Source organism: Pseudomonas sp. GW823-FHT02F05 (assembly GCF_058797315.1).
Map to the genome: position 1 here is coordinate 510,881 of NZ_JBXAJM010000002.1, position 13,478 is coordinate 524,358.

13 protein-coding genes and 1 pseudogene are annotated in these 13,478 nt (G+C 61.9%); 6 read left to right on the plus strand and 8 right to left on the minus strand.

Annotated elements, in window-relative coordinates:
• Positions 1-6: 6 nt before the first annotated feature.
• The 4 genes from AC1RAC_RS04720 to AC1RAC_RS04735 all read left to right on the plus strand — a co-directional run bounded on the left by AC1RAC_RS04720 (position 7) and on the right by AC1RAC_RS04735 (position 5,858).
• Positions 7-780, plus strand: coding sequence for a 3-hydroxybutyrate dehydrogenase (locus AC1RAC_RS04720; protein ID WP_492616303.1), 774 nt, complete (start codon positions 7-9; stop codon positions 778-780).
• Positions 781-907: 127 nt separating this feature from the next.
• Positions 908-2,863, plus strand: a complete 1,956-nt coding sequence (locus AC1RAC_RS04725; RefSeq protein ID WP_492616304.1) for an acetoacetate--CoA ligase — start codon at positions 908-910, stop codon at positions 2,861-2,863.
• Between the two features lie 138 nt (positions 2,864-3,001).
• Positions 3,002-5,539, plus strand: coding sequence for a PAS domain-containing hybrid sensor histidine kinase/response regulator (locus AC1RAC_RS04730; RefSeq protein ID WP_034125737.1), 2,538 nt, complete (start codon positions 3,002-3,004; stop codon positions 5,537-5,539).
• Positions 5,540-5,582: 43 nt separating this feature from the next.
• The gene (locus AC1RAC_RS04735) at positions 5,583-5,858 is read left to right on the plus strand and encodes a peptidylprolyl isomerase (protein WP_003174397.1); all 276 of its coding nucleotides are present in this window, start codon (positions 5,583-5,585) and stop codon (positions 5,856-5,858) included.
• Between the two features lie 129 nt (positions 5,859-5,987).
• On the opposite strand, the gene AC1RAC_RS04740 is transcribed toward AC1RAC_RS04735, so the two are convergent.
• The 8 genes from AC1RAC_RS04740 to AC1RAC_RS04775 all read right to left on the minus strand — a co-directional run bounded on the left by AC1RAC_RS04740 (position 5,988) and on the right by AC1RAC_RS04775 (position 12,574).
• Entirely contained in the window at positions 5,988-6,893 is a 906-nt protein-coding gene (locus AC1RAC_RS04740; RefSeq protein WP_054896619.1) for a sugar kinase, read from the minus strand.
• Positions 6,894-7,036: 143 nt separating this feature from the next.
• On the minus strand, positions 7,037-8,245 hold the full coding sequence (locus tag AC1RAC_RS04745) for an amino acid deaminase (RefSeq protein WP_054896545.1): 1,209 nt from the start codon (positions 8,243-8,245) through the stop codon (positions 7,037-7,039).
• A 9-nt stretch (positions 8,246-8,254) separates the two neighbouring features.
• Positions 8,255-9,019, minus strand: coding sequence for an IclR family transcriptional regulator (locus tag AC1RAC_RS04750; RefSeq protein WP_003191821.1), 765 nt, complete (start codon positions 9,017-9,019; stop codon positions 8,255-8,257).
• A 134-nt stretch (positions 9,020-9,153) separates the two neighbouring features.
• Positions 9,154-9,543: a RidA family protein gene (locus tag AC1RAC_RS04755; RefSeq protein WP_003191822.1), complete on the minus strand. Its 390-nt coding sequence runs from the start codon at positions 9,541-9,543 to the stop codon at positions 9,154-9,156.
• A 14-nt stretch (positions 9,544-9,557) separates the two neighbouring features.
• On the minus strand, positions 9,558-10,340 hold the full coding sequence (locus AC1RAC_RS04760) for an amino acid ABC transporter ATP-binding protein (protein ID WP_020301585.1): 783 nt from the start codon (positions 10,338-10,340) through the stop codon (positions 9,558-9,560).
• The gene (locus AC1RAC_RS04765; protein ID WP_034135844.1) at positions 10,337-10,999 is read right to left on the minus strand and encodes an amino acid ABC transporter permease; all 663 of its coding nucleotides are present in this window, start codon (positions 10,997-10,999) and stop codon (positions 10,337-10,339) included. The genes AC1RAC_RS04760 and AC1RAC_RS04765 overlap by 4 nt, the downstream gene beginning before the upstream one ends.
• A gap of 11 nt (positions 11,000-11,010) precedes the next feature.
• A complete protein-coding gene (locus tag AC1RAC_RS04770; protein WP_054896547.1) occupies positions 11,011-11,673 on the minus strand; it encodes an amino acid ABC transporter permease in 663 nt (220 codons plus the stop codon).
• A 52-nt stretch (positions 11,674-11,725) separates the two neighbouring features.
• On the minus strand, positions 11,726-12,574 hold the full coding sequence (locus tag AC1RAC_RS04775; RefSeq protein ID WP_054896548.1) for a transporter substrate-binding protein: 849 nt from the start codon (positions 12,572-12,574) through the stop codon (positions 11,726-11,728).
• A 281-nt stretch (positions 12,575-12,855) separates the two neighbouring features.
• Here AC1RAC_RS04775 and AC1RAC_RS04780 point away from each other — a divergent pair, with 281 nt between their 5' ends.
• The gene (locus AC1RAC_RS04780) at positions 12,856-13,104 is read left to right on the plus strand and encodes a hypothetical protein (RefSeq protein WP_034125743.1); all 249 of its coding nucleotides are present in this window, start codon (positions 12,856-12,858) and stop codon (positions 13,102-13,104) included.
• A gap of 80 nt (positions 13,105-13,184) precedes the next feature.
• Positions 13,185-13,466: pseudogene (locus AC1RAC_RS04785) on the plus strand (thioredoxin family protein); the annotation flags it as partial.
• Between the last annotated feature and the right edge of the window lie 12 nt (positions 13,467-13,478).

Consider the following 13,478-nt stretch of genomic DNA (forward strand, 5'->3'; position numbering starts at 1 on the left):
GTTTTCATGACAACTTTGAATGGCAAGACCGCCCTGGTCACCGGCTCCACCAGCGGCATCGGCTTGGGGATTGCCCTGAGCCTGGCCAAGGCCGGCGCCAACCTGATTCTCAACGGCTTTGGCGACGCCAGCGCGGTGGTCGCCCAGGTACAGGCGTTTGGCGGCAAGGTCGGGCATCACCCGGCAGACGTCAGCGACCCCGCGCAGATCGCCGACATGCTCGCCTACGCCGAGCGCGAGTTCGGTGGCGTGGACATCCTGGTCAACAATGCCGGTATCCAGCATGTGGCAGCGGTAGAAGACTTCCCTGTGGAGCGCTGGGATTCGATCATCGCCATCAACCTGTCCTCGGTGTTCCACAGCACACGCCTGAGCTTGCCGGGCATGAAGACCAAGGGCTGGGGGCGCATCGTCAATATCGCCTCGGTGCATGGGCAAGTCGGCTCAGTGGGCAAGGCGGCGTATGTGGCGGCCAAACATGGGGTGATCGGCCTCACCAAGGTGGTGGGCCTGGAAACCGCCACCAGCAATGTCACCTGCAACGCCATCTGCCCGGGCTGGGTGCTGACGCCGCTGGTGCAGAAGCAGATTGATGATCGCGTGGCCACTGGAATAGACCCCCAGCAGGCGCAGCAGGATCTGTTGGCAGAGAAACAGCCGTCGCTGGAGTTTGTGACGCCGTCGCAACTCGGGGAGCTGGTGCTGTTCTTGTGCAGTGAAGCCGGTGCCCAGGTGCGCGGCGCGGCCTGGAACATCGATGGTGGCTGGCTGGCCCAGTAAACCCGTGATGATCGTTCCCACGCTCTGCGTGGGCACGCAGACCGGGGCGCTCCGCGCCCCAAAAGCGGACGCAGAGCGTCCAGTCAGGCATTCCCACGCGAAGCGTGGGAACGAGAAGAGGCAGCTTATGTCCGAGATCCTCTGGCAACCCTCCCCGGAACGCATCGCCAACACGCGCATGGATCAGTTCCGCCGCTTCATCAACCAACGGCACGGCGTGCAGCTCGACGACTACCCCGCCCTGCACCAATGGAGCATCGACCAGCGCCCGGATTTCTGGCAGGCGATTGTCGCGTTCTTCGACGTGCAGTTTCGCAGCCCATCCAGCGTCACGCTGATCGAAGACATCGAGATGCCCAGCGCCCAATGGTTTCCCGGCGCCACCCTGAACTTCGCCGAACACCTGTTGCGCCGGCGCGACGATCATCCTGCGGTGGTGGCTGTCAGCGAAGACGGCCAACGTGAACAATTGAGCTATGCGCAACTGGCGGAACAGGTTGCCGGCCTGCAAAAAAGCCTGCGGGCGGCCGGGGTCGGCATAGGTGACCGGGTGGCCGCGTGTATGCCCAATACCTGGCAAACCCTGGTGGGCATGCTCGCCACCACCAGCCTCGGTGCGATCTGGTCGTGCTCCTCGCCAGATTTCGGCACCCAAGGCGTCATCGACCGCTTCGGCCAGATCGAGCCCAAGGTGCTGATCACCTGCGCAGGCTACCGCTATGCCGGCAAGCGCATCGACCAGAGCGCCAAGCTCAATGAGATCCTTGAACGCCTGCCCTCCCTGCAACAGCTGATCATCGTGCCTTACGCCAAGCCCGAAGCGCAGGCTGGGGACTACACCACCCACGCCCACGTCGCGCTGTGGGACGACTTCTATCAAGCCGGCGGCGAACCGGAATTTGTCGCGGTGCCGTTCGATCACCCGCTGTATATCCTTTATTCCAGCGGCACCACCGGCATCCCCAAGTGCATCATCCACGGCACTGGCGGCGTATTGCTGACTCACCTCAAGGAACACGGCCTGCATGCCGACCTGAACCGCGAGGACTGCCTGTTCTATTACACCACCTGCGGCTGGATGATGTGGAACTGGCTGGTGTCGGTGCTGGCGATCGGCGCCACCGCGGTGCTGTACGACGGCTCGCCGTTCCACCCCGGCCCCGAACGTTTGATCGACCTGATCGATGCGGAAAAAATCAGCGTGTTCGGCACCAGCCCCAAATTCCTCGCCACCCTGGAAAAGTCCGGGTTGCAGCCGCGCCTGAGCCACGATCTGGGCAGCCTCAAGGGCTTGATTTCGACCGGCTCGCCGCTGTCGCCCCAGAGTTACGACTACGTGTACCGCGAGATCAAAGCCGAGCTGTGCCTGTCCTCGATGTCCGGTGGCACCGACATTGTCTCCTGCTTTGTGATCGGCAACCCGGTGCTGCCGGTACGGCGTGGTGAGATGCAGTGCAAGAGCCTGGCCATGGCCATCGAAGTGTGGGACGACCAGGGCCGGCCCCTGATCGGAGAGAAAGGCGAACTGGTGTGCACTCGGCATTTCCCTGCCATGCCCATCGGACTGTGGAACGACCCGCAGCAGCAGAAACAGCGCGCTTCGTATTTCAGTCAGTTCCCCGGTGTATGGGCCCAGGGTGACTATGCCGAGCAACGCGCCAACGGCAGCCTGTTGATCCACGGGCGTTCCGATGCGGTGCTCAACCCCGGCGGCGTGCGCATTGGCACCGCCGAGATTTATCGCCAGGTGGAAAAGGTCCCGCAGGTGCTGGAAAGCCTCGCCATCGGTCAACGCTGGCAGGACGACGTGCGCGTGGTGCTGTTTGTGCGCCTGGATGACGGAATTGAACTGGACGAGGCGCTGCAACAGCAGATCCGCCAGGTGATTCGCGCCAACACCACCCCGCGCCATGTGCCGGCGAAGATCCTCGCTGTCACGGATATCCCCCGCACCATCAGCGGCAAAATCGTCGAATTGGCGGTGCGCAATGTGGTGCATGGCGAGCCGGTGAAAAACACCGATGCCCTGGCCAACCCCCAGGCACTGGAGCAATTTCGCGACAGAGCTGAGCTGGCTTATTAGATGAAAGGTTTCAGCGCTGACGCAGCGTTTTGAAGAAAAACCCTCAAGGCATGCTATTTTTCCGGGGTAGCCACCCGTTGCCGCTCCTTGGGATAATGGGTGTTGTCATTTTTCAAAGCGTCATGCTCAGGGCTTTTTATGAATGGAACATCCACCGGTAGCGAAGCCGCTGCGTTGATCAAGCGGCTGGACTGGGCGCAAAGCCCACTCGGTGAGGCCAGTGAGTGGCCGCAAAGCCTGCGCACTGCCGTTGATATCGTCGTGCATTCGCCCATGCCGATGGTACTGCTGTGGGGCCCGCACCTCACGCAACTCTATAACGATGGCTTTGCACACCTGATTGGCAGCAAGCACCCCGGCGCCCTGGGCCAGCCGGCGCACCACACTTGGCCTGAGCTTGAAAGCTTCGCCGCGCCGGTGTACGACGCCGTGCTCGGCGGCCAGGTGCGTACCTTCAGCGAGCAACGCTTTGTGCTGCACCGCCAGGGCTGCGATACCGAAATCTGGCTGGATCTGACCTACAGCCCGGTGCGCGATGAAAGCTGCCGGGTAGCCGGCATTCTGGTCACGGCCATTGAAACCAATGAGCGACGCAGCAAAACCCTCGAACTGCAACAGCGCTCCGAAGCAAGCCTCAAGGCCCAGCACAACACCGAGCAACGCCTGCAACTCGCGTTGGCGGCCACCGACGCGGTGGGTACCTGGGACTGGGATATCGGTGAAGACCGCTTCATCGCCGACGCCCATTTCGCCTACCTGCATGGCGTCGACCCCAACGATTCAAGCCTGCTGCCCATCAGCGCCTACCTGCACGGCGTGCATCCCGAAGACCGGGGCACAGTGACGCGCAGCATCAAGCATTGCATCACCCATGGCACCGAGTACGCCGAGGAATACCGCCTGCAACAGGCCGATGGCCAGGTGCGCTGGGTGTTCGCCCGTGGCCGCTGCTACAAGGATCAACAGGGCCGGCCGGCGCGGTTCCTCGGCGCCGCGCTGGACCTCACCGAGCGCAAAAACACCGAGCAGGCCTTGCGCCAGAGCCAGACCGAGCTGCAACTGATCATCAACGCCATGCCGGTGTTGATCGGCTACGTTGACCACGAACAGCGCTTTCGCCTCAACAACAGCGCTTACCTCGAGTGGTATGGCAAAACGCCCCAGGAGCTGTACGGCAAGACCATCCGCGAAGTGCTCGGCGACGAGGTGTATGCCGGGCGCGCAGACAAGATCGCCGCCGCGCTCAAGGGCAAGGCGTGCAGCTTCATGACGGTGACGCCTCATCGCGACGGCCGCCCCCGCCATGCGCTGATGAAGTACCTGCCGCGGTTTAGTAGTGACGGCTCGGTGAATGGTTTCTACATCTTTGTGATCGACGAGACCGAACGCAAGCTCACCGAAGAGGCCCTGCGCCACCTCAACGAGAACCTTGAAGAACGCGTGGCCCAGCGCACCCAGGCGCTGGCCGAGGCCAACCAGCGCCTGCAGAACGAGATGTTCGAGCGCGAACGTGCAGAAGATGCCCTGCGCCATGCGCAGAAGATGGAAGCGGTCGGTCAGCTCACCGGCGGTATCGCCCATGACTTCAACAATATGCTCACCGGCATCATCGGCAGCCTGGACCTGATGCAGCGCTATATCGCCGCCGGGCGCAGCGACGATATCGGCCGTTTTGCCGATGCTGCCGTGTCCTCCGCGCACCGTGCCGCCGCCCTTACCCACCGGCTGCTGGCGTTCTCGCGGCGCCAGTCACTGGACCGTCGCCCCACCGACCCCAACCAACTGGTGGCGTCCCTGGAAGACCTGTTCCGGCGTACCAAGGGCGCGCATATCGAACTCAAGGTACAACTGGGCAAGGACATCTGGCCGGTGAACACCGACGCCAGCCAGTTGGAAAACGCCCTGCTCAACCTGGTGATCAACGCCCGCGACGCCATGCCCGACGGCGGCGAGCTGCTGATCGAAACCGCCAACAGTTACCTGGACGGCACCGACATCACCACCCTGGAACCGGTCAAGGCCGGCGACTATGTGATGCTTGGTGTGAGCGACAACGGCAGCGGCATGGCGCCGAAAATCCTCGCCAAGGCGTTCGACCCGTTCTTTACCACCAAGCCCATCGGCCAAGGCACTGGCCTTGGGTTGTCGATGATCTACGGCTTTGCCCAGCAATCCGGCGGCCACGTGACCATCCAGAGCGAACCGGGCCAGGGCACCTGCGTGCGCCTGTACCTGCCGCGTTTGTATGGCACGGCGCTGGAAAGCAGCCTGCCCGCCAGCCTGACCGAAGCGCCCGTGGCCCTGGCCGGTGAAGCGGTGGTGGTGGTCGAGGACGACCCGGCGGTGCGCATGTTGGTGGTCAATGTGCTCGACGAACTGGGCTACACCGCGCACCAGGCGGCGGATGCCCGTGCGGCGCTGCCGTTGCTGGAGTCGGATTTGCGTGTGGACTTGCTGGTGACCGACGTTGGCTTGCCCGGCATGAACGGCCGACAACTGGCGGAAATCGCCCGTCAGCATCGTCCCGGCCTGCGCGTGCTGTTCATGACCGGTTATGCCGAGAAAGCCGCCGAGCGCCAGGGGTTCCTGGAGGACGGCATGGACATGGTCGCCAAGCCTTTTTCCATTGACCTGTTGGCCAACAAAATCCGTAGCATGATCGGCGTCGAGGCCTGAGTTCAGGCATAATCGCGCGCCGTCGCACAGCTGGTAGAGCCCCATGAAAGCCCAAGCCCGTCATATCCTGGTGAAAACCAGCGAAGAAGCCGAACAACTCAAGCAGCGCATTGCCAAGGGCGAAGCCTTTGATGTGCTGGCCAAGAAGTACTCCACCTGCCCGTCGGGCAAACGCGGTGGTGACCTGGGCGAAGTGCGGCCCGGGCAGATGGTGGGGGCGATTGATGCGGTGATCTTCAAGAAACCGGTGAAGGTGGTGCATGGGCCGATCAAGAGCAAGTTTGGCTATCACCTGGTGCAGGTGTTTTACCGCGATTGAGTGGATGGCTTCAGTCCGATCGTTCCCACGCTCTGCGTGGGAATGCCTCACTGGACGCTCTGCGTCCGCTTCTGGGACGCGGAGCGTCCCGGGCTGCGCTCCCACGCAGAGCGTGGGAACGATCAGTGATCATCTCGGTATCAGCGCCCCGGGCACCTGAATCACCCGGCTTGCCAACCGATGCCCCGCCAGTGCGGCGTCTTGGGGCGAGCCACCCTTGAGCCGACAGGCCAAATACGCCGCACTGAACGAATCCCCCGCCGCCGTGGTGTCCACCACCTTCTCCACTTTCAACGACGGCACCGCAAAGCGCTCGCCCGCGCAACGAATCAGGCACGCATCCGCTCCCCGCTTGAGCACCACTTCTGCAATCGACGGGTACGCCGCGAACACCTGCTCGCTATCCTCATAACCAAACAACGCGCGTTCGTCATCCTCGGTGAGCAAGGCAATGTCCACCTCGGCCACCACCCTGCGATACGCTTCACGAGCCGTTTGCACATCGGCCCACAACCGGGGCCGGTAATTGTTATCGAACACCACCCTGGCGCCGCGCAGGCGGGCTTCGATCAGCGCCTGCAGTAAACGCTCACGCCCGATGTCTCCCAGCACGGCCAAGGTAATGCCGCTGAAATACACCACATCATAGCCCGGCAGGGCCGCCAGAACCGGCTCGGCGGCAGGCGTGGTGAAGCAGTCGCGCACGGCCGCCTCGTTGCGCCAGTAGAGGAATTTACGTTCGCCCTGGGCGTCGGTCTGGATGCAATACAAGCCCGGCAGGCGCCCAGGCAGACGCTGGACCCTGTCCAGGCCAAGGCCTTCGGCGTGCCAATGATCACACATGGCATCGCTGAAGCTGTCATCGCCCAGGGCGGTGACGTAGTCAACGCTGCCGGCATCGCCCAGCTCGCGGCGCAGGTACACCGCGGTGTTCAAGGTGTCACCGCCGAAGCTCTGGTGCAGGCTGCCGTCGGCGCGGTGTTGCAGTTCGATCATGCATTCGCCGATGAGGGCGGTGCGGGGGTGGGTGTTCATGGCAAAGTTCTCAGGTGTGCTGGAGGGCCCCATCGCGGGCAAGCCCGACTCCCACATTCGACTGCATTCCTTCAGTTAAAACGCGGTCACTGTGGGAGCTGGCTTGTCGGGTCGCCGCATCGCTGCGATAGCCGCGACTCGGTCTAGAAGCAGGTATGCAGAGACTCGACCACCTGCAACTGCTCGTCCACCAGGCACCCCACCTGCCATTTATCAAAGGTCAGGCAAGGGTGGGACGTACCAAAGGAAATGATGTCGCCAATACGCAATTCAACCTCCGGCGCCACAGTCATGAACGCATGCTGGTCCATTACCGCCGTGACCTTGCACCCGCTCACATCATCACCTTGCGCCGGCACGATCCCGGCCCTGTAGCGCTTGAGCGGCACTGGCAAACCGGCGTCGTAGGCCACGTCGCGCTTGCCCAGGGCAACCACCGCAAAACCAGGCTCCGGCAGCGACTGCACATGCGCCCAGACTTCCATTGCCGGGCGCAGGCCCTCGTTGAGGTCGCTGCGGCGTTCGAGTACGCAGCACTGCGCCTCTTTATAGATGCCATGGTCGTGGGCCACGTAACTGCCAGGGCGCAACACGCTGAGGAAACGGCCGGCGGCGTTTTGCGTTTCGAACGACTCGGCGATCAGGTCGTACCAGGCCGAGCCCGATGCGGTGATGATCGGCTTGGGCAGGTCGAACAGGCCGCTGTCTTGCAGTTCCACCGCCAGGCTCACCAGGCTGGCGGCGAAGGCGCGGATACCGCTGATGGCGTGCTCGCCGTGGATCACGCCTTCGTAACCCTCGATACCGGTGAGGGCCAATGCCGGCTGGGCCTGGATCGCCTTGGCCAGGTCGCGCACTTGCTGCTCGCTGCGGCAGCCGCACCGGCCACCGACCACGCCGTACTCGATCATCACGTTGAGGCGCTGGCCACGGGCGGCGAAGAACAGGCCCAGGTCGGCGACGTTGTCCGGGTGATCGACCATACAATGGAAGTCAAAATCCTTGTCGGCCAGCAGGTCCGCGATCAAGGCCATGTTCGCCGCGCCCACCAGTTGGTTGGCCATCAGCACGCGACGCACGCCGCTGGCGTAGGCGGCGCGGGTCTGCACGGCGGTAGCCAGGGTGATGCCCCAGGCACCGGCGGCGATCTGGCGCTGGAACAGCGCGGGCATCATGCTGGTCTTGCCGTGGGGCGCCAGCTCGGCGCCGCTGCTGCGGACAAAGTCCTGCATCCAGCGGATGTTATGTTCCAGGGCGTCACGGTGCAGCACCAGGGCAGGCAGGCTGACATCGCGAACCAAATGGGCACCGACGGCGGCGGCCCCTTTTTCAACGGCATTGAGGGCAGACATGGAAAACTCCTATTCGTTGATGCGCCGGGCCAGGCTGTTGGCACTGTCGATCAGTACCCGGCGATAGTCATGGTAGTTTTTGCTCGCATCAGCCCGGGGGGCGACGATGCACAGGGTCGCGATGCTGATGCCCTGGGCATCGCGCACCGGGGCGGCAAAGCAGTGGGTGAAGGTGTCGGCCACACTGTCGAAGGAGAAGAAACCATCCAGGCTGGCCTGGCGGATCTGCGCCAGAAAGGTGTCCAGCGGCAGGCGCAGGCCATCCGGCAGGATGAAATCGTCGGGATCGATCAGGTCGACGATCTGCTGATCGCTCAAATGCCCCAGCAACAAGCGTCCCGAGGCAGTCCACGGAATGGGCGCGTTTTCCCCGATGTCCGAAGAAATACGGAAATGCCGCTGGCCCTCGCGCATCAGCGCCACCGTGTATTTGCGCCCGTTGAGCAGGCACATCTGCGCGGTTTCGTGGGTCTGGCTGACGATCTCCTGCAAGGCGTGGTCGGCCTCGCGGGTCAGGTCGAAGTGACGCAAGTGTGCCTGGCCGAGGAAATACAGCTGGCGCCCCAGATACACGTGGCCGTCCTTGCCCACGGTCTCCAGGATGCGCCGCTCCAGCAACGACGCCACCAGTTCGTAGACCGTGGATTTGGGGCTGCCAATGCCGCTGGCAATATCATTCGGGCGCAGGGGTTGGCCGATTTCCTTGAGAAAATCGAGGATATCGAACGCACGGTCCAGGCCTTTGGCGCGGCGTTTGATGGTGTCTTCGGTCATGGCAGTACTCGGTCCCGTTCCAGATGATCGTTCCCACGCTCTGCGTGGGAATGCATGCGGTGACGCTTTGCGTCACATGCGCGGACGCAGAGCGTCCAAGGCGGTATTACCACGCAGAGCGTGGGAATGATCAGTTAGGCCTTTTTCTTGTAGGCCACGCAATCGATCTCGACCTTGCAATCGACCATCATATTGGCCTGAACACAGGCGCGCGCCGGTGCGTGCTCCGGGGTGAAGTATTCGCCGAATACCTTGTTGAAACTCCAGAAGTCCCGTGGGTCTTCCAACCATACGCCCACCCGCACCACATCCTTGAGTTCGTAGCCGGCTTCTTCGAGGATAGCCACCACGTTGCGCATCGTCTGGCGGGTTTGCTCGATGATGCCGCCATTGATGATTTCACCGTCCACCGCAGGCACCTGGCCCGACACGTACAGCCAGCCATCGGCTTCCACCGCGCGGGCGAACGGACGTGGCTGGCCGCCACCTGCGGTGCTGCCGGTGCCGTAACGAGTAATGCTCATAAAGTTGCTCCTTGTTAAAAACGAATGTTCTTGAGAAATTCTGCCAGGCGCGGCGACTGCGGCCGTTCGAAGATGTCCTTCGCACTGCCCTGCTCTTCAATGCGGCCCTGGTTCATGAAGACGATCTGGTCCGAGACCTCATAGGCAAAGCGCATCTCGTGGGTGACCAACAACATGGTCATGCCCTCCTCCGCCAACCCCTTGATCACGCTGAGCACTTCGCCCACCAACTCCGGGTCGAGGGCCGAGGTGACTTCGTCGAACAGCATCAGGCTGGGGTTCATGGCAATGGCCCGGGCAATGGCCACGCGCTGTTGCTGGCCGCCGGACAATTGGCCGGGAAAGTGGTTGCGGCGCTCCAGCAGGCCGACGCGGTCCAGCCATTTTTCGGCCAGCGCTACCGCTTCATCCTTGCCCATTTTCTTGACCTTGAGCAAGCCGAGGGTGACGTTCTGCAGCGCGGTCAGGTGCGGGAACAGGTTGAATTGCTGGAACGCCATGCCGGTCATTGCGCGGTGCTGGGCGATCACTCGCTCCGGGTGGCGTACACGCTTGCCGCCGACATCGCTGTAGCCGATGGACTCGCCATCCAGGGTGATCTGCCCGCCCTGGAACTCTTCCAGCAGGTTCACGCAGCGCAGCAAGGTGGTCTTGCCCGAGCCGCTGGAGCCGATCAACGTCACCACATTGCCGCGCTGCATGGACAGGTCGACGCCCTTGAGCACTTCCACCTGGCCGTATTGTTTACGCAGGCCACGAATGTCCAGCAGCGCTGGGTTGGTTTGAGCTTGGTTCATGGCAAGGCCACCCGCTTTTCAATGTAGCGCCCGAATAATTCGATGGCGTAGTTGATGACAAAGAACAGAAAACCGGCGAACAGGTAGAACTCCAGGGTCATGAAGGTGCGCGCGATCACCTGCTGGGTACTGAGCAGCAATTCGGCCACACCGATCACCGACAGCAAGGTGGAAGCCTTGACGATTTCCGTAGAGGAGTTCACCCAGGTCGGCAAGATCTGCCGCAGCGCCTGGGGCAGCAGCACATAGCCCAGGGACTGATAGAACGTCAGGCCAATCGCCTTGCCCGCTTCCAATTGCCCACGGGGAATGGCCTGCAGCGCGCCGCGCACGATTTCCGATACATGGGAGCCACAGAACAAGGTGAGCCCGACAGCACCGGCCTGGAACGCACTGATTTGCCAGCCAAGGGCCGGCAGCATGTAGAAACATGCCAACACCAGCACAAACACCGGCGTGCCACGGATCAAATCGACATACAGACGGAACGGCGCACGCATCCAGAACTTGCCGTAGGTCAGGATCAACCCGGCGACGATGCCGATCAGGGTGCCAAAGACAATCGCCAGCGCCGAGACCGCCACGCTGGCCTGAAAGCCGGCCCAGAGGGTCTCGCGGGCGATCCACAATTCATGCAGCCAACTGGGGGATTCGTACATGAGGCCCTTCCTTAACGACGGATAGCCAAACGCTGTTCCAGGTAACGGAGCAGCATGGCAATCAGGTAACAGGCAGCCACGTAGAGCGCGGTCGTGACCAGCCAGGTTTCAATCACCCGGTAGCTTTCGACGTTGATCTTGCGGGCGTAATAGGTCAGCTCCGGCACCGCGATCGCGGCGGCCAGGGAGGTGTCCTTGAACAGCGAGATGAAGTTGTTCGAGAGTGCCGGCAACACGTTGCGCAGCATCACCGGCACGGTGATGTAAGCGCGAATCCGCCACTCCCCCAGGCCGATGGCCAGGCCGGCTTCCCGCAAGCCCTTGGGAATATTCACCAGGCCTGCGCGGAATACCTCGGTGAGATAGGCACCGGCATACAGCGACAGGGTGATGATGAACGAGGGAATCTTATCCAGCCGAATGCCCAGGGAGGGCAAGGCGAAGTAGATCAACAGGATCAACACCAGGATCGGGGTGTTGCGCACCACGGTGACATACACCGAGGCAATAATACGCAACGCGCGGTACCTGGAAAGCATGGCAAACGCCATCAACAGGCCGATCACGCAGCCGATGGCGATCGACAGCAACGCCAACTGCAGCCCCAGGCCGAGCCCCGCCAGCAAGGTGTCGAAATCACGCCAGACGGCGGCAAAGTTCAACTGATAGTTCATGGTCAGCAGCACCTGAAGGGGGCGTGTTCAGGCACGCCCCTGTTGTTGCGGGTCACTTGAATTCCACGGGAAAACCAATCGCCGGTTCTGGCAGTTCCACGCCGAACCACTGCTTGAACGAGGCTTTGTAGGTGGGGAATTCCACACCGGTCATGGCTTCGTGCAGCGCGGTGTTGACGAAATTCAGCCAGTCCTGGTCGCCGCGCTTGACCGCGCAGGCATAGGTTTGCGGGCTCCAGGCGTAGGTGGGGCTGCGGTAGCGGCCAGGGTTCTGCACCATCAGGTATTTGACCGAGGACTGGTCGGTGGCAGCAGCATCGGCGCGGCCTGAGTTCACGGCCTGGTACATCAGGTCAACGCTGTCGTACTGATCGACCTTGGCCTTGGGCAGTGCCTGGTGCACCAACTCTTCGGCATACACGTTCTGCAGCACAGCCACGGTGACGTCGTCGCCCGCCGCCTGCAGGTCTTCGATTTCCTTGTATTTGCTGTTATTGGGCAACAGCAGGCCGACGCCTTCCCGGTAGTACGGCAGGGTAAAGGCCACCTGCTGCGCACGGCTGGCGGTAACGGTGATGAACTGGCAGCTCATGTCGACCTTGTCGGTGAGCAGGTTGGGAATACGTGCATCGGACGATTGCACCACAAACTCCACCTTGCTCGGGTCATTGAACAAGCCTTTGGCCACGATGCGGCCGATGTCGATATCAAACCCCTGCAACTTGCCATCCGCTCCCTGGAAGTGCCACGGCGCATTGGTACTGCCTGTACCTACGATCAAGTGCCCACGCTTGAGCACATCATCGAGCTTGCTGTCCGCCGCCTGCACCACGCTGGCGAGGGAAGCCGATGCAGCGACGAGAAAAACACACGCTTTGAATACGGAAGGTCGGTGATGCATGACAAGCACTCCAGGGAGGGTGTATTCCGCTATACCGGAACTTGGTATGTAACAACGGAATAGACAGCAGAAAGTGTGCCATAGGTGCTCATGGAAAGACATGCGCCCCGCAAATGCCTTGTGGATCAGTCAGATAGCGGCCTGACGGGAATACGGCGCCTGCCTGTGAGTACAAACGCTTTGCTACGCAAGACCTCAAACCCTGTTACTGCGCACCAATACCGAACGCCTGGGCTAACCTCTAAGAGCGTGCTTGCTCGCCCTTACATGGAACCTGACTGATGAAACTGCGATATATCTTGCCCGTGCTTTTGCTCGGGGTGGCTGGCAACGCCCTGGCCAGTAGCGACCGCCGTGAATGCAAGGAAGAACTGCAGAAACTCAAGGAAGCCTTCAGCACCGACTACACCGCCCAGAATCACCATGGCTATCGCCGGGCCAAGGCCTCCCGCGACAATGAGGAATACGAGAAGTGCGCGAGCCAGGCCCGCAAGGCCAGGGAGCGCATAGAGCGCGAGGCAGACCTGTGAAGGTTGACAGTAGACGGTGATAAGCCACGGGCTTAGCGTTGGCAAACACCCACGCGGCTTGAAGGGAGATCACCATGGGAATGGCCACCCGCATCATTTCCAGCGCCAAAGCGTTCGAACGCGTACTGAATACACCGCGCCCGGTGTTCCTCCTGTTTGTATCAGAGCACTGCCCCGCTTGCGCGCAGGCAGGCTCCTTGTTCGAACAGCACGCCTGGCAGCATCCCTGGGTCGTGAGCCTGGTACTCGATTGCGCCCATACGCCGAGGCACCCTGACGTGTCAGGCACCCCGACGCTGCTGATCTATCGCAAGGGCGCCCTGGTGGAACAACACAAAGGTTTGGGCCCCCTTGAAGAACAAGAGCAGTACGTG